20 protein-coding genes and 1 tRNA gene are annotated in these 20,626 nt (G+C 73.3%); 13 read left to right on the top strand and 8 right to left on the bottom strand.

What is annotated here, in order from left to right:
- Positions 1-510 (bottom strand): DUF3662 domain-containing protein (locus ACFTZL_RS03155; RefSeq protein ID WP_382577550.1); only part of this gene is annotated, 510 nt, incomplete at its 3' end.
- A gap of 474 nt (positions 511-984) precedes the next feature.
- On the opposite strand from ACFTZL_RS03155, the gene ACFTZL_RS03150 reads away from it, so the two are divergent.
- The 5 genes from ACFTZL_RS03150 to ACFTZL_RS03130 all read left to right on the top strand — a co-directional run bounded on the left by ACFTZL_RS03150 (position 985) and on the right by ACFTZL_RS03130 (position 5,203).
- A tRNA-Leu gene (locus ACFTZL_RS03150) sits at positions 985-1,068 on the top strand.
- A 323-nt stretch (positions 1,069-1,391) separates the two neighbouring features.
- A complete protein-coding gene (locus ACFTZL_RS03145; protein WP_382577547.1) occupies positions 1,392-2,330 on the top strand; it encodes an ABC transporter ATP-binding protein in 939 nt (312 codons plus the stop codon).
- Positions 2,330-3,175, top strand: a complete 846-nt coding sequence (locus tag ACFTZL_RS03140) for an ABC transporter permease (protein WP_382577546.1) — start codon at positions 2,330-2,332, stop codon at positions 3,173-3,175. Before ACFTZL_RS03145 ends, ACFTZL_RS03140 begins: the two co-directional genes overlap by 1 nt.
- A 25-nt stretch (positions 3,176-3,200) precedes the next feature.
- Positions 3,201-4,541: a sensor histidine kinase gene (locus ACFTZL_RS03135; RefSeq protein ID WP_382577543.1), complete on the top strand. Its 1,341-nt coding sequence runs from the start codon at positions 3,201-3,203 to the stop codon at positions 4,539-4,541.
- Complete coding sequence (locus ACFTZL_RS03130) at positions 4,538-5,203, top strand: response regulator (protein ID WP_382577542.1); 666 nt, start codon at positions 4,538-4,540, stop codon at positions 5,201-5,203. Before ACFTZL_RS03135 ends, ACFTZL_RS03130 begins: the two co-directional genes overlap by 4 nt.
- Here ACFTZL_RS03130 and ACFTZL_RS03125 read toward each other — a convergent pair.
- The 4 genes from ACFTZL_RS03125 to ACFTZL_RS03110 form a co-directional block, all read right to left on the bottom strand.
- Positions 5,200-5,724 (bottom strand): winged helix-turn-helix transcriptional regulator, encoded by a 525-nt coding sequence (locus tag ACFTZL_RS03125; RefSeq protein ID WP_382577539.1) that lies wholly within the window; start codon positions 5,722-5,724, stop codon positions 5,200-5,202. The two genes, ACFTZL_RS03130 and ACFTZL_RS03125, sit on opposite strands and share 4 nt — an antisense overlap.
- A 64-nt stretch (positions 5,725-5,788) precedes the next feature.
- On the bottom strand, positions 5,789-8,239 hold the full coding sequence (locus ACFTZL_RS03120; RefSeq protein ID WP_382577536.1) for an ABC transporter permease: 2,451 nt from the start codon (positions 8,237-8,239) through the stop codon (positions 5,789-5,791).
- The gene (locus tag ACFTZL_RS03115; protein WP_382577535.1) at positions 8,233-8,442 is read right to left on the bottom strand and encodes a hypothetical protein; all 210 of its coding nucleotides are present in this window, start codon (positions 8,440-8,442) and stop codon (positions 8,233-8,235) included. The genes ACFTZL_RS03120 and ACFTZL_RS03115 overlap by 7 nt, the downstream gene beginning before the upstream one ends.
- A complete protein-coding gene (locus tag ACFTZL_RS03110) occupies positions 8,433-9,155 on the bottom strand; it encodes an ABC transporter ATP-binding protein (RefSeq protein WP_382577532.1) in 723 nt (240 codons plus the stop codon). The genes ACFTZL_RS03115 and ACFTZL_RS03110 overlap by 10 nt, the downstream gene beginning before the upstream one ends.
- Before the next feature lie 159 nt (positions 9,156-9,314).
- On the opposite strand from ACFTZL_RS03110, the gene ACFTZL_RS03105 reads away from it, so the two are divergent.
- The 4 genes from ACFTZL_RS03105 (at position 9,315) to ACFTZL_RS03090 (ending at position 13,457) form a co-directional block, all read left to right on the top strand.
- Positions 9,315-10,586: a sensor histidine kinase gene (locus ACFTZL_RS03105; protein ID WP_382577531.1), complete on the top strand. Its 1,272-nt coding sequence runs from the start codon at positions 9,315-9,317 to the stop codon at positions 10,584-10,586.
- A 12-nt stretch (positions 10,587-10,598) separates the two neighbouring features.
- Complete coding sequence (locus ACFTZL_RS03100) at positions 10,599-11,258, top strand: response regulator (RefSeq protein ID WP_382577558.1); 660 nt, start codon at positions 10,599-10,601, stop codon at positions 11,256-11,258.
- A gap of 119 nt (positions 11,259-11,377) precedes the next feature.
- Positions 11,378-12,049: a ScbR family autoregulator-binding transcription factor gene (locus ACFTZL_RS03095; protein ID WP_382577530.1), complete on the top strand. Its 672-nt coding sequence runs from the start codon at positions 11,378-11,380 to the stop codon at positions 12,047-12,049.
- A 91-nt stretch (positions 12,050-12,140) separates the two neighbouring features.
- Positions 12,141-13,457: a cytochrome P450 gene (locus ACFTZL_RS03090; protein ID WP_382577527.1), complete on the top strand. Its 1,317-nt coding sequence runs from the start codon at positions 12,141-12,143 to the stop codon at positions 13,455-13,457.
- Here the strand turns inward: ACFTZL_RS03090 and ACFTZL_RS03085 are convergent.
- Both ACFTZL_RS03085 and ACFTZL_RS03080 read right to left on the bottom strand, forming a co-directional pair.
- Complete coding sequence (locus ACFTZL_RS03085) at positions 13,402-14,325, bottom strand: NAD-dependent epimerase/dehydratase family protein (RefSeq protein ID WP_382577524.1); 924 nt, start codon at positions 14,323-14,325, stop codon at positions 13,402-13,404. The genes ACFTZL_RS03090 and ACFTZL_RS03085 overlap by 56 nt on opposite strands.
- Entirely contained in the window at positions 14,322-15,338 is a 1,017-nt protein-coding gene (locus ACFTZL_RS03080) for a ScbA/BarX family gamma-butyrolactone biosynthesis protein (protein WP_382577523.1), read from the bottom strand. Before ACFTZL_RS03080 ends, ACFTZL_RS03085 begins: the two co-directional genes overlap by 4 nt.
- 172 nt (positions 15,339-15,510) lie before the next feature.
- Between ACFTZL_RS03080 and ACFTZL_RS03075 the strand changes: the two genes are divergently transcribed.
- The 4 genes from ACFTZL_RS03075 to ACFTZL_RS03060 all read left to right on the top strand — a co-directional run bounded on the left by ACFTZL_RS03075 (position 15,511) and on the right by ACFTZL_RS03060 (position 19,141).
- The gene (locus ACFTZL_RS03075; protein ID WP_382577520.1) at positions 15,511-16,167 is read left to right on the top strand and encodes a ScbR family autoregulator-binding transcription factor; all 657 of its coding nucleotides are present in this window, start codon (positions 15,511-15,513) and stop codon (positions 16,165-16,167) included.
- Positions 16,168-16,340: 173 nt separating this feature from the next.
- The gene (locus tag ACFTZL_RS03070) at positions 16,341-17,774 is read left to right on the top strand and encodes a DUF2252 domain-containing protein (protein WP_382577518.1); all 1,434 of its coding nucleotides are present in this window, start codon (positions 16,341-16,343) and stop codon (positions 17,772-17,774) included.
- Between the two features lie 88 nt (positions 17,775-17,862).
- Positions 17,863-18,732: a hypothetical protein gene (locus ACFTZL_RS03065; RefSeq protein WP_382577515.1), complete on the top strand. Its 870-nt coding sequence runs from the start codon at positions 17,863-17,865 to the stop codon at positions 18,730-18,732.
- 79 nt (positions 18,733-18,811) lie between these two features.
- Entirely contained in the window at positions 18,812-19,141 is a 330-nt protein-coding gene (locus ACFTZL_RS03060; RefSeq protein WP_382577556.1) for a rhodanese-like domain-containing protein, read from the top strand.
- 20 nt (positions 19,142-19,161) lie between these two features.
- Here ACFTZL_RS03060 and ACFTZL_RS03055 read toward each other — a convergent pair whose 3' ends face one another.
- Entirely contained in the window at positions 19,162-20,295 is a 1,134-nt protein-coding gene (locus tag ACFTZL_RS03055; protein WP_382577512.1) for an acyl-CoA dehydrogenase family protein, read from the bottom strand.
- Positions 20,296-20,626: the final 331 nt, after the last annotated feature.

The following is a 20,626-nucleotide window of genomic DNA, read 5'->3' as shown; positions in this document are numbered from 1 at the left end:
CGCGGACGGCATGGGCGGTGCGCCCGCGGGCCCACCGGCGGCCGGCGGGTAGCCGTAGCCACCGCCACCGCCGCGTCCGCCCTGCGGGGCGGCGGGCGCGGCGGCGCCGCCTCCCGGGCCGTCCTGCTGGCTGCTGGAGGAGGCGAGCGTACGGCTGCGCACCCGGTACAGGCCGGTGTCGAGGTCGTCCGCCTTCTCCAGATGGACCTTGATCGGGCCCATGAAGGTGTAGCGCTGCTGCTTGGCGTAGTCGCGCACCATGCCGGCGAGCTCGTCGCCGAGCTGGCCGGAGTAGGGGCTGAGCCGCTCGAAGTCCGGCGTGCTCAGCTCGACGATGAAGTCGTTGGGCACGACCGTCCGGTCGCGGTTCCAGATGGTGGCGTTGTTGTCGCACTCGCGCTGGAGCGCTCCCGCGATCTCCACGGGCTGGACCTCGGACTTGAACACCTTGGCAAAGGTGCCGTTGACCAGACCTTCGAGACGCTGCTCGAACTTCTTCAGGACTCCCATGGGGCACCTCCTCCTTGGCTGCCGTCCTGTGTACTGCCCTGCGGGCCACTTGCCTGGTACTGCTTACTGATCGTATCCACGCGCCGGTCGATCGGCTGGTTCCCCCTGTCGGCCAGGCCGACGGGTGTCGACGCATGACGAAGTTCCCTGTGGAGCTCGTCTTCGAACTCCTCCGGTGGTACTGCTGCGCGTCACCGCTTCGCGTACCCCTGCCAAGGATCGTAGAGGCGGCCGTACACCAGTGTCCCGCACCGGGCTGTGGACCCGGACCGCCTCCTGGGGAGACAAGGGGTACCGGTACGAGGTTGATACGTGAAGCAGTGCGTGTTGATACGTGGCCAGGGCATCGAAGGTTCGGAGGCGGGTCTGCCTGCGGGGACAAGGGATGTGAACCCACCCCCTCCTGCGTGCTAATGTTCTGGGTGTCGGAAGGCGCCAGCCCGCAAGGGACAGGAGCCCAGGACACACCCAAATGCGCGGGTGGCGGAATAGGCAGACGCGCTGGATTCAGGTTCCAGTGCCCGCAAGGGCGTGGGGGTTCAACTCCCCCCTCGCGCACAGAGAGAACCGATGAAACGGGTCTCTGCCGGTGACGGAAGTCACGGCAGGGGCCCGTTTCTCGTTTCCATGATCGCTGTGAGGGATCACACAGCCTGGTCAGGCCCCACGACGGGCCTCGCGCGTGAGCTATCTCACGGCGGCCGGGCCCTCGCCGTGAGCTGCCGGACCTGATGGGTCGACTGGTACCGCGGTACCACTAGGGCGCCCAAGAGTCGCCTCCGGTCCCAGAGTCCGGGCGGGCCTCGCTCCTAGCTTCGAAGACAGGCATCGCGGCGCGTCCGCGGGCCGGTCCGAGTACGAGGCAGGAAAGGCCCACTCCCATGATCGAAGCGCGAGAGCTGACGAAGCGCTACGGCGACAAGACGGTCGTCGACCACCTGAGCTTCACCGTCGAGCCCGGTGAGGTGACCGGGTTCCTCGGCCCCAACGGCGCGGGCAAGTCCACGACGATGCGCATGATCGTCGGCCTGGACTCCCCGACCAGGGGCTCGGTCACCGTGGGCGGCAAGGCGTACGCCCGGCACGCCGCGCCCCTGCAGGAGATCGGCACGCTGCTGGAGGCCAAGTCCGTCCACCCCGGGCGCAGCGCGCGCAGCCACCTGATGGCGCTCGCGCACACCCACGGCATTCCGGGCCGCCGGGTGGACGAGGTCATCGAGCTGGCCGGGCTGACCAGCGTGGCCGGCAAGCGCGTCGGCGCCTTCTCGCTCGGCATGGGCCAGCGGCTCGGCATCGCCTCCGCCCTGCTGGGCGACCCGGCGATCGTCATGCTCGACGAACCGGTCAACGGCCTCGACCCGGAGGGTGTGCTGTGGGTGCGCAATCTGCTGCGCTCCCTGGCCGACGAGGGCCGGGCCGTGATGCTGTCCTCGCACCTGATGAGCGAGACCGCGCTGATCGCCGACCATCTGGTGATCATCGGGCGGGGACGGCTGCTCGCCGACACGACCGTCGACGACTTCACCCGGGAGGCCGGCGGGGGAGGCGTGAAGGTCTGCACCGCCGAGGCCATGCGGCTGCGCTCGCTGCTGGCCGGACCGGACGTCACGATCAGCTCCTCCTCCGCCGAGGAACTGCTGGTCGCCGGACGGGACGCCCGCGAGATCGGGGCGATCGCCGCGCAGCACGGGGTGACGCTGTACGAACTCACCCCGCAGGCCGTCTCGCTGGAGGCGGCGTTCATGGACCTCACCCGGGATGTCGTCGAGTACCAGAGCGCTCCGGCCGGTACCTCCGACTCCGAGCGAAAGGCCGCCTGATGTCCGTCACCAGCCTCGCCCCCGCCCCCGCCACGGCCCGCCCGACGAAGTACAAGGTGACCGGCGTCCGGGTGCTGCGCTCGGAGTGGGCCAAGTTCTGGTCGCTGCGCTCCAGTTGGATCACGCTCGGCGTCGCCGTGTTCCTGCTGGTCCTCTTCGGGGCGATCGCCAGCTACACCTACAGTCCGGACGCCGTCGCGACCGGCGGGCCGCCCGGCCCCGGAAGCGGTGGCGGTGACAGCGACGCGGTCGGTCTCGCCCTGACCGGGGTGACCTTCGCGTCCCTGGCCATCGGGGTGCTCGGGGTGCTGCTGTCCGCGGGCGAGTACAGCACCGGCATGATCCGCTCCACGCTCGCCGCGGTTCCGCGCCGGCTGCCCGTGCTGTGGTCCAAGGCCGCCGTGATCGGGCCCATCGCCCTGATCCTCACCACCGTCGGTGCGCTGGCCGCGTTCCAGCTCGGCACGCCGGGCCTGGACGGCGAGAGGATCGCGCTCTCCCTGAGCGACGACGGTGTGCTGCGCAGCCTGGCCGGTGCCGGGGTCTATCTCGGCCTGGTGGCGGTGTTCGGTGTGGCCCTGGGCGTGCTGATCCGCTCCTCCGCGGGGGCCATCGCGGCCCTGGTCGGCGTCCTGCTCATCCTCCCCGGTCTGGCCTCGCTGCTGCCCGACTCCTGGTACGACACCCTCAGCCCCTACTTCCCCAGCAACGCGGGGTCGGCCGTCTACGCCCTGCACGAGTCCTCGGGCGCCCTCTCGCCGGGGGCGGGGCTCGCGGTCTTCGCCGGCTGGGTGGCGCTCACCCTCGCAGGGGCCGCCTTCCGGCTCCGCGGGACCGACGCCTGACCAGGGCACGAGGACAATGGTGTCCATGAGCGCGGAACGCGCGGCAGCCGCCGCGGACACCGCCCGGGGGGCGACGCTCCCGCCCTCCGGGTTCGACGCCGACTGGGCCCACCCGGTCCTGGGGCGGATGTGGCGTGGTCAGCAGGACCGGCAGCGGCTGGACCGCCGTCATCCGTGGCTGCTCGACACCGCGGTGGTGCTGTTCGTCGTGCTGATCAGCCTGCCCGACCTGCTCGCCGACCGCAGCCACGGTCCCTTCGGGGAAACGGTGCACCGAGGTGAGCTGCCGTCCGGGGTCCTGTACCTGTTCACCGCCGCCCTCATCGTGCCGCTGTGGTGGCGGCGCAGGGCCCCGGCCGTCACCTTCTTCGTGATCGCGTTCGTGTCCCTCGTGCAGTGGTCGTTCGGGGTGTGGCAGCAGGCCGGTGTCAGTACGCTCGTCGCCCTGTACTCCCTGGCTCTGCACGGTTCGCTGCGGGCGCTGGGCTGGGCCGCCGCGGTGACGGTCGTCGAGACGACGGTGGCGGTCTGTGTCCTGGTGGACATCGGGAATCCGCTGCGCGGCCTGTTCTTCCTGCTGGGCACGGCGACGGCTGCCATGGCCGTCGGCCTGACCCTGCGGATCCGCCGGATGTATCTGGCGGCCCTGGAGGACCGCGCCCGGCGTCTGGAGGTCGAGCGGGATCAGCGGGTCCGGCTCACCGCCGCCGCCGAGCGCTCCCGGGTCGCCCGCGAGATGCACGACATCGTCGGCCACAATCTCTCGGTCATGGTCAGTGTGGCCGACGGCGCGGCCACCCTCGCCGCCCACCGGAACGAGCAGTCCGCCGAGGCCCTGCGGATCCTCGGTGACACCGGCCGCCAGGCCATGAGCGAGCTGCGCCGCATGCTGGGCGTCCTGCGCGAGGACCAGGAGGACGAGCGGCTGCTCGGCCCGCAGCCCGGCATCCGGGATCTCGACGCCCTGCTGGCCCGGGTCCGCGCGGCCGGGGTGCCGGTGACGTACCGGACCGTGGGCGATCTCGACGGGCTGGGCGGCGGAGTGCAGCTCACCGTGTACCGCATCGTCCAGGAATCGCTGACCAACACCCTCAAGCACGCCGGGGCCGGCACGTCCGCCGAGGTCACCCTCGCCGTCGAGGCGGGCGAGGTACGGGTCCGGGTCGCCGACGCCGGCGCACCGCCGGGGGCACCCCCGCCGGCGAAGCCGGCGTCGAGGGACGACGGCCCCGGCCACGGCCTGGTCGGCATCCGCCAGCGGGCCGCCATGTACGGCGGGACCGTCATCATCGGACCGCGCGACAGCGGCCACGGCTGGCTCGTGGACGTCGTGCTCGACGTACCACCGGGAGAACGACTGCCATGACCACCGTCCTCGTCGCCGACGACCAGCCCCTGCAGCGCATGGGTGTCCGCATGCTCCTGCAGGGCACGCCGGGCCTGGAACCCGTGGGCGAGGCCGAGCACGGCGCCGAGGCCGTCCGCATGGCCGCCGAGCTCCGTCCCGACGTCGTCCTCATGGACGTCCGCATGCCCGGCATGGACGGCATCGAGGCCACCCGCCGTATCGTCGCGTCCGGTGGCCGCACCCGCGTCCTCATCGTGACCACCTTCGACCTGGACGAGTACGCCTACGAGGGCCTGCGGGCCGGTGCCAGCGGCTTCCTGCTCAAGGACGCCCGCCCCGAAGAACTCGTCGCCGGCATCCACGCGGTCGCGACCGGTGACGCCGTCGTGGCTCCCCGTCTGACCCGGCGTCTGCTGGACGCCTACGCCCACCAGGTCCTCGCGCCGGCCGACGCCCCTGTGCCGGACCCGCGGCTCCGGGCCCTCAGCGACCGCGAACGCGAGGTACTGGTCGCCATCGGGCAGGGCTGGACCAACACGGAGATCGCCGAACGGCTCGTGCTCAGCGAGTCCACGGTGAAGAAGCACGTCGGACGGGTCCTCGCCAAGATCGGGGCCCGCGACCGGATCCAGGCCGTGATCACGGCCTACGACGCCGGGTTGGTCAGGGCGAAGTCCTAGACCTGGCGGTCCCCCAGGGTCCGTCCGGGGGCGAAACGCTCCCGTACGGCGGGGTCGTCCAGGAGGCGGGGCGGGTAGCCGGGGCCGGTGCGGGCGGTGAGGTCCTGGTGGTGCAGGGGCTCGCCGCAGGAGGAGCAGACGACCCGGGCCTGGGTGTCGTGGTCGCAGGACGTGTGGTGCAGGACCACGGGGGCGCCCTCGTCGCCGGCCAGCCAGCGGTCGCCCCAGGCGTTGATCGCGGCGAGGACGCCGAAGAAGTCGCGGCCCTTGTCCGTCAGCAGGTACTCGTGGCGCACCGGTTCGTTCTGGTAGGCGCGCCGCCGCAGCAGGCCCTCGGACTCCAGGCGGCGCAGCCGGTCGGTGAGGGTGTTGCGGGCGATGCCGAGCGAGCCGATGAAGCCGTCGAAGCGGGACTCGCCGTAGAAGACCTCGCGCAGCACCAGCAGGCTCCAGGCGTCGCCCAGGATGTCGGCGGTGCGGGCGATCGAGCAGGGCCAGGTGTCGAACGAGGTCCGTCGCATGGTCTCCACTTTATTGGGCTCGTGGTTATTGGTCTCATGATGAGATCCACTGGCGCTCACCGCATTACTCCCGTATGCCTGCCAGTTCCACCGGGCGGCGGCGCAGGGCGACCGCTGCGGGGAGTGTCGCGGAGAGGACGGCCAGGAGCGCGCAGGCGGCCGCTGTCGTGCCGAGGGCCTGCCACGGGAGGGTGAGGGCGGGCCGGACCGACAGCAGCGCGAGGGCGCTCCACATGCCGGCCAGGTTGACGACGGCGGCCAGGAGGCCGAGGAGGGTGCCGGCCGCCACGACCGTCAGGGCCTCGGCGCCGGTCAGCCGCAGGACCTGCCATCTGGTGGCGCCGGTCAGCCGCAGCACGGCCAGGTCGCGGAGCCGGTCGGAGGTGGCCATGACCGTGGTGTTGGCCACGGAGATGCCCGTGTAGAGGAGGGCGATGCCGAGGATGAGCAGGAGGCCCAGGCGGGTGGTGCGGTTGGTGCCGGGGGCGGTGGCGGTGAGCCATTCCTGCCGGGTGAGGACCTGCCCGTTCCCGGTGCCGACCGCCTGGTGCAGGGCGGTGGCGACGGCGCCCGGGTCCGCGCCGTCGGCCAGGGCCACGTCGACGCGGTCGGCTGTGGCGCCCGGGGCGTTGCGCGGGGTGACGTAGACGCCGTTGTCGCCGGTGCCGGTGGTCATCACCGCGGCGATCCGCAGGGTCCGCGGTGTGCCGTCGCCGAGCCACACCCGGATCCGCTCGCCGACCCGGTGCCGCTGCCACTCCTCGTTGACGATGATCGAGTCGTCGTCGAGGTCGGTCGTGCTGCCCGCGGTGAGCGGAAGGCGTGCGGTGGCCGCGAGGAGGCCGGGGGTCGCGGCGCGGGCCTCGGAGCGGACGAGGGCCACGCCGTCCTCCAGGACGTGGACGGCCGTGGTGGACGTCGGTGACACCTCGGCTCCCGGTACCGTCCGCAGTCTGCGCAGGGTGGCGGCGTCGAAGGCCGTCCCGGCCGCCGGGGTGACGACGAAGGCGGCGGTGGTGCGCTCACTCGCCTCGGTGGCCTTCGCCCCGTTGAGGGTCGCGGTGGCGCCGAGCAGGGAACCCGCGAGGGCGACCGTGACCAGGACCGGGGCCGCGAGCGCGGCGGTGCGGCGTACCCCGGCGGCGGTGTTCTCGCGGACGAGGAGGCCGCCGGCACCGGGCAGAAGGGAAGGCAGCCAGGTCAGCAGCCGGGTCAGGGGGCGCAGGACGAGCGGTGCCAGCAGGGCGGTCGCGGTGATCAGCAGCATCGGGCGGCTGATGTACGTCTTGCGCTGGAGGAGCTCGCCCGGGGCGCCGGCCAGGGCGAGGGCCAGCGTCACGGCGGCCGTCAGGAGGAGGGCCACGCCGAACAACAGGCGGCCGGGTGTCAGTGCCCTGCTGTCCGCGGAGGCCTCGCGCAGGGCCTCGGTGGGGGCGGTGCGGCCGGCCCGCCAGGAAGCCGCGGTCGCTCCGCACAGGGCCACGAGCAGGCCGGTCCAGAACGCCGCGTGGTACGGCCAGGTGTGGTCGCCGATGGTGAACCAGGCCGGGGCGAGGCCCTCGGCGGCCACCCGGTCGGCCAGCAGCGGTGCCCCGTAGGAGCCGAGGGCGCAGCCGGCGGCCGAGGCGAGGGCGCCGACGGCGAGGGCCTCGACGAGGACGGTCCGGCGGATCTGGCCCGGGGTCGCTCCGGCGGTGCGCAGCAGGGCGAACTCCCGGCGCCGCTGGGCGACCGCGAAGGCGAAGGTCGACGCCACGACGAAGACCGACACGAAGGCGGTGACGCCGCCGGCGGTGCCGAACAGGGCGTTCATCGCGGTGAGCGCCTCGCTGTCCCGGTCGGGATCGGCGTCGGCGAGGCGGCGCGCGTTCCCGGTGAGGACCTGGGCGCCGTCGCCCACGGCCTTCCGTACGGCTGCCGGATCCGCTGTGACCGCCAACTGGTGGATCGGAGCGGACAGTTCGGCGGCGCGGGTGTCGGTGAAGAACAAGGCGTTCTCGAAGCCGCGGGAGGTCAGGGTGCCGACGACGCGTACGGTGCCCCGGTCGGTGCGGAGTTGCCGGCCGGGGCGTGCCCAGTCGCCGGTGACGGCGACCTCGTCGGCCGAGCGGGGCGCGCGGCCCGCGGCGAGGTCGTAGGGGGCGAACGCGGCGGTGGACCAGGGGTGGCCGACCAGGCCGGCGGGGGCGCCCGCGGCACGTAGGGCGAAGGAGCGGTCCGCCACGACGCGGCCCAGCCTCCGCACCTCCGCGATCGTCGCGGCGGACAGCGGGCGCGGGTGGGCGACCCGGGACGTGCGGTCGCCGTTCGGGGTCGGTACGCGCAGGGTGTCCTGGCCCTTGACGACGACCGGGGCGGCGGCGAACCGTTCGGGGCCGTGCTCCGGGGCGTCGGCCGACGAGGCCAGGGCCAGGCCCATCACGGTGAGCAGGGCCACGCCCAGCGAGAGCGCGACGAAGCTGCCGGTGAAGGTGACCCAGCGGGTGCGCAGGGTGCGTAGGACGACGCTCAACACGGCAGGGCCTCCGGGCGGGGTGTGTGGGCGGCGGCCCTCGGGTGGGGTGCGTGGGTGGCTGCCTTCGGGCGGGACGTGCGGGCGGTGGCGGCCCATGGGCGGGGCGTGCGGGCGGTGGCGGCCTCCGGGCGGGGCGTGCGGGCGGTGGCGGCCTTCGGGCGGGGCGTGTGCGCGGCGATGGACTTCAGGCGGGTCACGCGCACGGCACGGCCTCCAGGCGGGTCATGCGGGCGGCGACGGTCTCGGCGTCCGGGCCGGTCAACTCGCCGTGGACGCGCCCGTCGACGAGGAAGAGCACGCGGTCGGCGTACGCGGCGGCGACCGGGTCGTGCGTGACCATGACGACCGTCTGGCCCTCGCGGTCGACCATGCCGCGCAGCAGCTCCAGCACCTCACGGCCGGTCCGGGTGTCCAGCGCACCGGTCGGCTCGTCGCCGAACAGCACCTCGGGGCGGGTGATCAACGCCCGGGCCAGGGCGACGCGTTGCTGCTGGCCGCCGGAGAGCTGGGACGGTCTGTGCCGGGCCCGGTCGGCGAGGCCGACCTGCTGGAGCGCCTGACGCACCCGGGCCTTCGGGACGCGGCGGCCGGCCAGGCGCAGGGGCAGGGCCACGTTCTGCTCGGCGGTCAGCGAGGGCAGCAGGTTGAACGCCTGGAAGACGAACCCGACACGCTCGCGGCGCAGCAGGGTCAGCCGCCGCTCGCTCAGGCCGGTCAGCTCCGTGCCGCCGACGCTGACCGAGCCGGAGGTGGGCCGGTCCAGGCCCGCGGCGCACTGGAGCAGGGTGGACTTGCCGGAGCCGGAGGGGCCCATGACGGCGGTGAAGGTGCCGGCGGGGAACGCGAGCGATACCCCGTCCAGTGCGGTGACGGCTCCGTACGTCCTGGTGACCGAGTCGAGCCGGATGGCGTCCATGTCCCTACCTCACGTCGATTGACCGGGCTCCAACGAAATCGCGCGGGGGCGGTCCGGCGCAGTGCGGCGGGGCCTAGACGTGGGGTAGGGCCAGGCATACCCCCGGGCCTCCGCCTGAGCCCATGGCAGGGCACCCGACCGGCTTCTACGGTGATCCCCATGCACCCTCGGAACGTGTGGCAGGCCCTGTCCCGCCCCGGCTATCCGCTGTCGGCGTGGCCCTGGCGCTCGGCCGGCTACCTGCTCACCGGCGCGGTGACCGGCGTCGTCGTGCTCGTGGGGATCGTGCTGTCGGCGGCGGCGGGCGGGGTGCTCGCGCTCGCGCTGGTGGGGCTGCCGCTGCTCCTGTGCACGGTCCTGGCGGGCATCCCGGTGGCGGCGCTGGAGCGGCTGCGGCTGCGGCTGGTCGACCCGGAGCCGGCGCCCGACCCGCACCAGCCGCCCGGCGACCCGGGCCTGCGGGCCTGGCTGACGACCCGGCTGCGGGAACGGGCCACCTGGCGGGAGTTCGGCCACGCCCTGCTGTTCGCGGGGCTGCTGTGGCCGGTCGACGCCCTCGCGCTCGCCGTCGGCCTGTCGTGCCCGCTGACCGTGGTCGCCACCCCGGTGCTCCTGGCCGCCTTCGGTGAGGCGAAGGTGCTCAAGATCTGGCTCGTCACCACATGGCCGGCCGCTTTCGGGTTCGCCCTCCTCGGGCTGGTCCTCCTCGCCCTGGGCGTCTATCTGCTGGGTGTCGTGGCCGGGGCCCGGGCCGGTCTGACGCGGCTGCTGATCGCGCCGCGCGAGGCCGACCTGGGGGCCCGGGTGGTCGAACTGGCCCGGTCCCGGGTGCGGTTGGTGGACGCCTTCGAGGCGGAACGGCGGCGTATCGAGCGCGACCTGCACGACGGGGCACAGCAGCGGCTCGTCGCCCTGACGATGACGCTCGGCCTGGCCCGTCTCGACGCGCCGCCCGGCCCGCTGGCCGACCAGCTCGCCAAGGCCCACGAGGAGGCGGGCACGGCCCTCGCGGAACTGCGCGAGCTCATCCACGGCATCCACCCCAAGGTCCTCGCCGACTACGGCCTCGAGGCCGCCGTCGCCGACGCCGCCGACCGCTCGGCCGTGCCCGTGGACGTCGACCTGGAGCTGCCCGGGCGGCTCTCCCAGGCGGTCGAGGCCGCCGCGTACTTCGTGGTGTGCGAGGCCCTCGCCAATGTGGGCCGGCACAGCGGGGCGAGCCGGGCGGAGGTGAGCGGCGGGCACCGCGACGGCCGGCTGTTCCTCCTGGTCCGCGACGACGGCCGCGGGGGTGCGCGGGCCGGTGCGGGCAGCGGACTGACCGGACTCGCCGACCGGGTGTCGGTGCTCGATGGCAGACTCTCCCTGTCCAGCCCGCCCGGCGGGCCGACCCTGCTGCGTGTGGAGATCCCTTGTGACCCTGCGAGTTGACCGGCCGTGACCCTGCGAGTCGACCGGCCGCTGCGTGTGGTCCTGGCCGAGGACAGCGTGCTGCTGCGGGACGGGCTCGTCGGGCTGCTCGGCCGTTGCGGGCACGAGGTCGTCGCCGCCGTGGGGGACGCCGAGACGCTGATCGCGGCGGTCGAGGAGCACGCGCCCGACGTGGTCGTGACGGACGTGCGGATGCCGCCCGGCTTCCAGGACGAGGGCCTGCACGCGGCCGTGCGGCTGCGCCAGGAGCGGCCCACGCTGCCCGTCCTGGTCCTCAGCCAGTACGTGCAGCGCCGGTACGCCGCCGAGCTGCTGGACTCCGGCGACGGCACGGGCGTCGGCTATCTGCTGAAGGACCGTGTCGGCCAGGTCGAGGAGTTCGTCGAGGCGCTCGGCGAGGTGGCCGACGGCGGCACGGTCGTCGACCCCGAGGTCGTACGCCAGTTGCTGCGCCGCCGCCGCGACCCGCTGGAGCGGCTCACCCCGCGCGAGCGGGAGGTGCTGGCGCTGATCGCGCAGGGCAGATCCAACAGCGCGATCGCCCGCGAACTGGTCGTCTCCGAAGCGGCCGTAGGCAAACACATCTCCGGCATCCTCATGAAGCTCGACCTGCCCCCGGCGGACGAGACCCACCGCCGGGTGCTGGCCGTGCTGGCGTATCTGCGGGCCTAGGGCAGCCCCGATCCGCGGGCTTGGGGCGGCCCCAAGGCCCGTGTGTGGCACGCGCGTTGTATAAAACCAGCGAGTTGGTTTCATTGCGCCGCCATCAGAGCCCTCCAGGGGAGCCACCGGTGACCAAACAGGACCGGGCCGTCCGGACCCGTCTCGCGCTGATCCGGTCGGCGGCCGGGCAGTTCGAGGCACGGGGATACGTCCAGGCCAGCCTGGCGGAGATCAGCGCGGGGGCCGGGGTCAGCTCCGGAGCGCTGCACTTCCACTTCGCGAACAAGGCCGCTGTCGCCGAGGCCGTCGAGCACGCGGCCGCCCGTGCCCTGCGCCGGGCCGCGGCCCGATGCCGTGACGGCGACGGGTGCGCCCTGCAACGCCTGGTGGACGTCACACACCAGGTCGCCCGGCTGCTGTGCGCCGACAGCGTGGTGCGGGCGGGGTTACGGCTGAACGCCGAGGCGGTCGCCGGGCGGGTGCGTGATCTGCGCCGGGAGTGGCGGGAGTGCGTGGACGACCTGCTCGCCGAGGCGGAGCGGCAGGGCGAACTCGCCGCCGGTGCGCCGCCGCACCGCACCAGCGCCGTCGTCCTCGCCGCCACGACCGGCATCGAGGTGCTGGCCCGCGAGGACCACGGTCGGCTCGCCCGCCCCTCGCTGACCGACTTGTGGCGGCTGCTCCTGCCGTGCGTGGCGGCGCCGCACCTGGCCGGCGCGCTGGATCCGGCGGGGACCCACCCGGATCATGTGGATATTGACCACGCGGAGACGTGTCTGTCCCTGGCCAACACTCTGTGAAGCAGTGGCCAAAACAAACCGGATGGCAAGTTTTTTCGGTGGCCGGATCGCACCATGGTCCCCCAGCCTCTGGACCGAGGAGCGAAGTGACATGGCACAGCAGGCCTGCCCCTTCCTGACGATCGACCCGTCAGGCCAGGACCTCTACGGCGAGATATCCCGGATCCGGGCCCAGGGCCCGGCCGTCGAAGTGGAACTCCCCGGCGGCGTACGGGCGTGGTGGATCAACGGCCTGGAGCTGAACAAACGGCTCCTGGCCGGCCCCGAGACGAGCAAGGACGCCTTCCGGCACTGGCCGGCCTGGATCAACGGGGACATCTCCCGCACCTGGCCGCTCGCGATCTGGGTCTCGGTGCGCAACATGGTCACCGCCTACGGCACCGACCACAGCCGGCTTCGCAAGCCGATGGCGGCCGCCTTCACCAAGCGGCGCGTCGAGGCGCTGCTCCCGCGCGTCCAGGAGATCGTCGACCGGGCGCTGGACGACCTGGAGCGGATCCCGGAGGGCGAAGTCGTCGACCTGCGGGCGGCGTTCGCGGCGTCGGTGCCGCACGAGGTGGTGTGCGAACTCTTCGGCGTACCGCCCGGTGAGGACGGTCCGCGCGGGGCCCTCCACCGCATCATCAACCGCTTCTTCGACACGGCGATCTCCCTGGAGGACGCCCAGGCCAACGGGGTCGAGCTGTACGGCACGCTCACCGCGTTCCTCCAGGACAAGCGCGAGCACCCGGCCGACGACCTGACGACGGCCCTCATCGCCGCCCGCGACGAAGGCAGCCTCAGCGAACAGGAGTTGATGGACAACCTGATCCTGCTGCTCACCGCGGGTTTCGAGACGACCGTCAACCTCATCGACAACACCGTGCACAGCCTGCTCGCCCACCCCGACCAGCTCGAACTGGTCCGCTCCGGGCGGGCGACCTGGGAGGACGCCCTCGAGGAGTCGCTGCGCCTCGAGGCGCCGGGCGCCATGTCGGGCCTGCGCTACGCCGTCGAGGACCTCGAGATCGAGCCGGGTCTGACGATCCCGAAGGGCGACCCGCTGGTGGTCTCCTTCGCGGGTGCCGGACGCGACCCCGAGCGGCACGGCCCGGACGCCGAGCGGTTCGACATCACCCGCGCCACCAGCCGCGACCATGTGTCCTTCGGCCACGGCGTGCACCACTGCCTGGGCCGGCCGCTGGCCATGGCCGAGGCGACGGCGGCCCTGACGTCCCTGTTCGACCGTTTCCCGCGACTGGCCCTGGCCGACCCGTCCCGCCCGCCGAAGCGGCTGCGCTCCATCATCTCGACGGGGCACGAGGAACTGCCCGTGCTGCTGCACGGTCCCCGTCCTGAAGAGGAGGAGACGGTCAGGAAGCCGTCCGGTCTCCGAGGAACGAGCGGTACCAGGGTGCCGCCCGTGTGAAGGCGGCCGCGAAGCCCTCGCCGGGCGAGCAGTCGAGGTCCTTCCAGAAGCCGTCGTCCACGAACCAGTGGTCGACCGTGAGCATGCCGAGGTGATGGAGGGCGAGCGGTGTCCCGGCGGCCCGTTCCAGGGCGGTGGCGACGTCCACCGAGGCACCGGCGCCGGGCACCTGCAACCGCGCGCTCACCGCCCCGAGCAGGTCCGGAACCCCGACCGGCTCGGGGTGGTTGACGTGGTGCACACCGCCGCCGTGCGCCGGGGACAGGGCCGCGGCCACCACCGCACGGCCCAGGGTGCCGGCGTCGATCATCGACTGGAGCGCCGCGCAGCCGGTCAGGGTCGCCGACAGCTCGCCCAGCAGCCACACCAGTCCGGGGACGACCCAGCGGTCGCCCTCGCCGTAGACGAGGTGGGGCCGCAGCACCAGGCCGCCCGCGTCGAGGACGTGCCGTTCGGCGGCGGCCCGGGTGCGGCTGGTGGCCGACGCGGGTGCGATCGGCACCTCCCCGGGGCGTACGCCGCGGAAGGGGCCCCGGCCGTACACGGCGGCCGTGCTCACGTACACGATCCGGCCCACCCCGGAGCGCTCGGCCTCCTCGACCAGGGCGCGTGTGCCCAGGTCGTTGACGGCCTCGACGGTCTCCGCGTCGCCGCTGATCCGGGTGGCGCAGTGCACCAGGACGTCGGTGTCCGCGCAGGCGCCGCGCAGGGAGGCCGGGTCGCCGAGGTCGCCGGGGACGGATGCGGGGCCGGGCGGGGTCCGCCGGGACAACCGCCGTACGCGCACGCCGGGTTGCCGGTGTGCGGCGGCGGCCACATGGCTGCCGACGAAGCCGCTCGCGCCCGTGATCAGAAGGTTGACCGTCACGACAGCGACCGTACCCGGGCGGGCCGCGCGGAGGTCAGCGCGGCGGTGAAGACGGACTCGCCGTCCTGCCGCCCCGACACCCGTACGGTCACCTCCTCCGGGTCCGTCCTGAGGACCTCGGTCTCCAGCCGGCAAGGGCTGTGCAGCTCGGTGTACCGGGCGAAGGTGGCCGTCATCGCGCGGGGCAGGAAGGGGTGCCGGCCGGTCGCGGCGGTCGCGGCCTGGCGGGCCGCCTCGAACAGGACCATGCCCGGCACATGGTCGTTGGGGCGGGGGAAGAGGACCGGGTGGCGGGTGTCCACGCGCAGCAGCCAGACACCGGGGCGGTCGGCGGGCGCGAGGACGACGTCCTCGGCGCGGGAGCGGCCGGCGAGTTCGGGCGCGATGCCCGGCAACAGCGGCACCGGGGTCTCCAGGGCCGCCAACTGCCGTTCGCGCAGACGGCGGTAGGCGAGCGGCGAGGTACAGCCGGTGCTGCCGGTGCCGCGGGCGACGAAGCGTCCCGCGCGGCGGAACTCCATCGTGGTGCGCATGCTGCTCAGGCCGCGACCGCGGCGGCGTATCTCGGAGCACACGACGTCGATGTCGACCGGTTCGGCGGCGTCCGACAGCGGGAGCGCGGACGGGTCGGCCCAGACCGTCAGGTCCCACATGACGAAGTGGGTGTCGGCCGGGGCGCCGTACTCGGCGTGGGCGAGCACCATCGAGGCCTGCCGCAACGTTTCGCCCACGATCATCGGGTCCTGGTGGCGGTCGTCCACGGGGCCGAAGAAGGGGTGGGTGGCCGGCCAGTGCGCGGTGAAGCGGAATCGGGCGTCGGAGATTCGGCGCCACCGGGTGGGGAAGACGTCGGTGTCGGTGGTGCGGTGGGCGAGGTCGGTGGTGACGGTGGTGTGGGGCCCGCGCCCGGCTTGTGGCGCGTTCTCGACGGCCGCGACGGTTCTGTTTGCCGGAGGGACCCCGCGTCCGGTCTGATCGTCCGTGGGTGCGCTTAAAGGTCCTGTCTGCGGCATGAGAACCCCCAGGATCGGTTGCCTGGCTGCGGTCGGTGTTTGACTTGGACGTTTGACTAAGATACGGACGAGCCGGTTTTTTTCAAAGGGTGAGCCAAGCCGCTGGGACAGGCTCTCGCGCCCCCGCTGCACAGTGACTTCACAGGGATCGACGGAGATCAGGAGGCACCCGATGGCGCGACAGGAGCGCGCGATCCGCACCCGGCGGACCATCCTGGAGGCGGCGGCGGCCGTCTTCGACGAACGCGGCTACACCTCGGCGACCATCGGAGAGATCCTGGACCGGGCGGGCGTCACCAAGGGCGCGCTGTACTTCCATTTCGGCTCCAAGGAGGAGCTCGCGATCGGGGTGTTCGAGGAGCAGCTCGCCATCACGCTCCCGCCGCAGTCCAGCAAGCTCCAGGAACTCGTCGACTCCGGTCTGGTGCTGGCCCGCCGGCTGCGGTCCGAGCCGTTGGTGCGGGCCAGTGTGGGGCTCGCCCTCGACCAGGGGGCCATGGACCTCGACCGCACCCAGGCCTTCGGGATGTGGTTCGACCAGAACGTGCAGCGGCTGACCGAGGCGAAGGCGCAGGGCGAACTGCTGCAGCATGTCGACGTGGCGGAGACGGCCGAGCTGCTGGTCGGCAGCTTCTCGGGGGTGCAGCTCCTGTCCCAGCTTCGCTGCCAGCGGCGGGATCTGGAACGCCGTGTCGTCGTGATGTTCGAGCACTTCCTGCCGAGCATCTGCGTGCCCGCGGTGCTGGCCCGGCTCGACGTCTCGGTGGAGCGGGCGGAGCGGGTGCTGGCCGAGGTGGCGGAAGAGCAGGTGCTTCCCGCTCCCGCATGACAGGTGCTTCCCGCTCCCGCATGAGTTGTCCACACCTGTGGAGTTCTCCACAGGGCCTGACGCGTTTCGGCCGCCCGGTTGTACGGTCGGCACGAGTTGATGTTCGTGCGTGGGCGTTCGCACGTGGGCATTCGTACGTGGGCGTTCGTACGGTGGTGGGGGAGGCGGTTGGGATGACCAGGGCTGGTGTGGAAGCTGAGGGCATGGCGGCGGACGGGACGGACCGCCGGCTGCCCCGGGTGCGCGGCTTCGCCGAGTGGCCGGCCGAGGGCTCGCCCAAGGACGAGGGCAAGGCCCTGCGCAAGCGGATCCCGCGCGGCGCGCACTCCCTTCTCGACCTGGACGCGTCCCGGCCCGACGCGGTGAGCGCGGTCGAGGAGTCGGGCCGCGGCCGGCTCCCCGAGCTCACCCCGATCCGGGTCGGCCGCATGGCCGCCACCCCGTTCGCGTTCCTGCGCGGCGCGGCGGGCCTCATGGCCTTCGACCTGGCGCGCACCCCCATGACCCGGATCCGGGCCCAGATCTGCGGCGACGCGCACGCGGCCAATTTCGGCCTCTACGCCGACGCGCGCGGCGGCCTCGTCATCGATCTGAACGACTTCGACGAAACGGTGCACGGCCCCTGGGAGTGGGACCTCAAGCGCCTCGCCGCCTCCCTGGTGCTCGCGGGCCGGGAGGCCGGCGCGGACGAGGACCGGTGCCGCAAGGCGGCCTACGACGCGGTGGGCGCCTACCGCCGCACCATGCGGCTGCTGGCCAAGCTCCCGGTGCTGGACGCGTGGAACGCGATCGCGGACGAGGAGCTCGTCTCCCACACGGACGCCCATGACCTGCTCGGCACGCTGGAACGGGTCTCCGAGAAGGCCCGCCACAACACGAGCGGCCGCTTCGCGGCCAAGTCGACGGAGGCCACGCAGGGCGGAGGGCGCCGGTTCGTCGACGCCCCGCCGGTGCTGCGGCGCGTCCCGGACGCTGAGGCCGCGGCGGTGGCCGCGTCCCTGGAGGAGTACGTCGGCACTCTGCCGGAGGACCGCCTGCCGCTCCTCGCCCGGCACGCGGTGCACGACGTGGCGTTCCGCGTCGTCGGCACCGGCAGTGTCGGCACCCGGTCCTACGTCGTGCTGCTCCTGGACCACCGGGGCGAGCCGCTGGTGCTCCAGGTGAAGGAGGCGCGGTCATCGGCGCTGGTGCCGCATCTGGTGACGGCCGGTTTCGAGGCGCCGGAGCCCGTGCACGAGGGCCGGCGCGTCGTGCTGGGCCAGAAGCGGATGCAGGTCGTCAGCGACATTTTGCTGGGCTGGACGACGGTCGACGGGTTCCCCTTCCAGGTCCGCCAGTTCCGCAACCGCAAGGGCAGCGTCGATCCGGCCGAGCTGGCCGCCGACCAGATAGACGACTACGGCCGGATGACCGGCGCGCTCCTGGCCCGGGCGCACGCCCACAGCGCCGATCCTCGCCTCATCGCCGGGTACTGCGGAAAGAGCGAGGAGCTGGACGAGGCGATGGCCGGGTTCGCCGTGGCCTACGCGGACCGGACCGAGGCGGATCACGCGGATCTGGTGGCGGGGGTGCGGGCGGGGAAGGTCGCCGCGGAGATGGGGGTGTGACCCCTGTTGCCCCTGTGACCTTGGGGTGCCTCCGGCGGGTGACCGTCCGGGGCACCGGGGCGGGCGCGATGTGGCCTAGGCTGGTCGGGTGACGACCCCGGAAGCTGAGCAGGGCGGTGGCGGCGCCGATGAGGAACGGGTGACGCCCGAAGGCGACGCGGCCCGTGCCGAAGGTGACGCGGCCCGGCCCGAGGAGCGGCTCGAGCGGGCCGTGCGGGCCGCCGAGCAGGCGCTGATCGAGTACGAGATCGCGGTGGAGACCTTCCGCGTGGAGGTCGAGAACTTCTCCCGGCTGCACGAACAGAAGCTCGGTCCGCTGTACGCCCGGCTCGAGGACCTGGACGCCCGGATCCTCGAGGCCAGGGCCGCCCGCAGCGGCGACCCCGACGATCTGCGGCGCGCGGAGGAGGCCAGGTCGCGGCTGGCGCCGATCCCCGGCGTCGAGGAGCTGCTGCACGGCTGGATGGACGACAGCGGCCTGTTCCCGGAGGCCGTGGCGATGCTCACGGACCAGGCGGTCCGGCCCCCGCAGCGGGTCCGCCCCAGCGAGGAGGCCCGCAAGCTCTACCGGGACCTGGCCCGCAAGGCGCACCCGGACCTGGCCCAGGAGGAGCAGGAGCGCGAGCGGCGCGAGGAGTTCATCACCCGGGTCAACGCCGCCTACGCCCGCGGTGACGCGGCGGAGCTGCGCGAGCTCGCCGAGGAGTGGGCCAAGGGGCCGGAGCTGAAGCGGGGCCCGAGCCGCGCCGAGGAGCTCTACAACCGCCTCGAATGGCTCGCCCAGCGCAAGGAACTGCTCGCCATGCTCGCCAAGGAGCTGGAGGAGAGCGCCATCGGGCACATGCTCCAGCTCGCCCCGGACGACCCGGACCGGCTCCTGGACGAGATCGGGCAGCAGCTGCGCACCCAGGTCACCGAGCGGGAGACGGAGCTGGCGACGCTGCTCGGCGAGGGCTGAGCCGCTGGGGCTGAGCCGCGTCCCGTCCGGCCCGCGGGGCGGGTCGGGTAGCGTCGGAGGCATGAGTTTCGGAGCTGGTGTGCCCACGGTCGAGGTCGCTGACCTCAAGGACGGCGACTTCCTGCTGGACGTCCGGGAGGACGACGAGTGGAAGGCCGGTCACGCCGAAGGGGCGCTGCACATCCCCATCAGCGAGTTCGTCGCCCGGTACGGCGAGCTGACCGAGGCCGCCCCGCAGGACGGCCGCGTCCATGTGATCTGCCGCTCCGGCGGCCGGTCCGCCCAGGTCACGATGTACCTGGCCCAGCAGGGCGTCGACGCCGTGAACGTCGACGGCGGCATGCAGGTGTGGGAGGCGGCGGGCCGTCCCGTGGTGACCGAGGACGGGCAGCAGGGGTTCGTCCTCTAGCGCGTCTCGCTCCCGGGCGTTCAGGCCAGTGGGTGCGCCGCCAGCAGGTCGCCCAGGGCCTCCTCGTGTGCCGCGGCCGGGCCGAGCGACAGCTCCAGGTGCTTGGCCCAGGCGTGGTACCGGTGCAGGGGATAGTCGACGTCGGCGCCGAACCCGCCGTGCAGATGCTGCGCGGTCTGCACGACCCGGCGTACGCCCTCCGCCGCCCAAATCTTGGCGACGGCGACGTCACCTGCGGCGGGCAGCGCGCCGGGTGACCCCGAGGCGATCCGCCACGCGGCCTGCCAGAGCGTGACCTCCATCGCGCGCAGGTCGATGTAGCGGTCGGCGGCCTGCACGGCGACGGCCTGGAAGGTGGCGATCGGGAACCCGAACTGCTCCCGCTTGCTCGTGTACTCCCCGGTCATCCGCAGTACGCGCTCCCCGAGCCCGAGCGCCAGCGCGCACGTCCCGGTGGCCAGCAGGTCCCGCAGCCACTCCCACGCCCCGTCGGCGTCGATCACGTCCCGCGCGGTGAGCCGGGCCGACTCCAGCCGCAGCTCGCCGAGCCGCTCACCGCTGGTGGAGAACTGCTCCGCGAGGACGGCCCCGGGGTGCTCGCGGGGCACCAGGGCCAGGACGGTCCGGCCGGTCGCGGTGTGGGCGGGTACGACCGTGACGTCCGCGTCGTAGGCCCACGGCACGGCCGTCTGCACCCCGTCCAGCACCCAGGCCTCGCCGTCCTGCCGTGCGGTCACGGCGAGCTCGGCCGGGTCGTGGCCGGTGCGGCCGTGCGCGGCGACGGTCAGCACGATCTCGCCCCGGCCGGCCCGGGCGAGCAGGGCGGACCTCGCCTCGTCGCTGCCGAAGGCCTGGACGGCCGCCGCTGCCGCGCTGCTCTCCAGCAGCGGCACCCTGGCCAGCACCCGCGCCGACTCCCGCAGCACCAGGCACAGCGCGACGGCGTCCAGGCCGGCCCCGCCGTACCGCTCGTCGAGCAGCAGGCTCAGCAGGTCCGCTCGGGCGAGCCCGGCCCACAGGGCGTGGTCGTGGGTGTCGGCGACGGCGCCGGGGGTGAGGGCGGGGCTGGGCACGGCGTCCGGGGCGACCCCGGCGAACACGCCCTTCGCCGCCTCGGCCGCCGCCTGCTGCTCCTCGGTGAAGGTGAAGTCCACGGTGCCTGTCCTTCCGGGCCGATCCCGTTGAGCTGACGGGGCGTCAAGATAGAACAGGTTCTAGAAGAAGGGAATGGGCGTACGGGCGGGCGCCGTAGGGTGTCCCTCCTGTGGGCGACCTGCCGAGGCGCCCTGTGGATAACCTGCGGGGGTCCCCTGTGGACCAGGGGGACCGCCGCTCCCGGGCGGTCGCGGGCGCCGTACGGTCGGCTTCCGTGGTGTGGCGACGGCCACGGCCGGAACCGGCCGACAGGGGCTGTGCCGGGGTGGGTGGCCTGAGTACCGTGCCCGTGCCGACGCCGCGCGGTGGTGTGCGGGCGCTACGACGGAC

The sequence above is a fragment of the Streptomyces sp. NPDC056948 genome, assembly GCF_042674225.1.
GTDB classification, from domain to species: domain Bacteria; phylum Actinomycetota; class Actinomycetes; order Streptomycetales; family Streptomycetaceae; genus Streptomyces; species Streptomyces purpurascens.
The sequence above is the reverse complement of the archived record's forward strand: the minus strand, read 5'-3'. Positions and strand labels throughout refer to the sequence as shown.

Bases quoted from the DNA above. Each gene is read 5' to 3' on its own strand.
- ACFTZL_RS03080 (WP_382577523.1), bottom strand. From the start codon at position 15,338: ATGCCGCAGACAGGACCTTTAAGCGCACCCACGGACGATCAGACCGGA.
- ACFTZL_RS03125 (WP_382577539.1), bottom strand. From the start codon at position 5,724: ATGCGACGGACCTCGTTCGACACCTGGCCCTGCTCGATCGCCCGCACC.
- ACFTZL_RS03075 (WP_382577520.1), top strand. From the start codon at position 15,511: ATGGCGCGACAGGAGCGCGCGATCCGCACCCGGCGGACCATCCTGGAG.
- ACFTZL_RS03105 (WP_382577531.1), top strand. From the start codon at position 9,315: ATGCACCCTCGGAACGTGTGGCAGGCCCTGTCCCGCCCCGGCTATCCG.
- ACFTZL_RS03140 (WP_382577546.1), top strand. From the start codon at position 2,330: ATGTCCGTCACCAGCCTCGCCCCCGCCCCCGCCACGGCCCGCCCGACG.
- ACFTZL_RS03070 (WP_382577518.1), top strand. From the start codon at position 16,341: ATGACCAGGGCTGGTGTGGAAGCTGAGGGCATGGCGGCGGACGGGACG.
- ACFTZL_RS03135 (WP_382577543.1), top strand. From the start codon at position 3,201: ATGAGCGCGGAACGCGCGGCAGCCGCCGCGGACACCGCCCGGGGGGCG.
- ACFTZL_RS03145 (WP_382577547.1), top strand. From the start codon at position 1,392: ATGATCGAAGCGCGAGAGCTGACGAAGCGCTACGGCGACAAGACGGTC.
- ACFTZL_RS03110 (WP_382577532.1), bottom strand. From the start codon at position 9,155: ATGGACGCCATCCGGCTCGACTCGGTCACCAGGACGTACGGAGCCGTC.
- ACFTZL_RS03130 (WP_382577542.1), top strand. From the start codon at position 4,538: ATGACCACCGTCCTCGTCGCCGACGACCAGCCCCTGCAGCGCATGGGT.
- ACFTZL_RS03090 (WP_382577527.1), top strand. From the start codon at position 12,141: ATGGCACAGCAGGCCTGCCCCTTCCTGACGATCGACCCGTCAGGCCAG.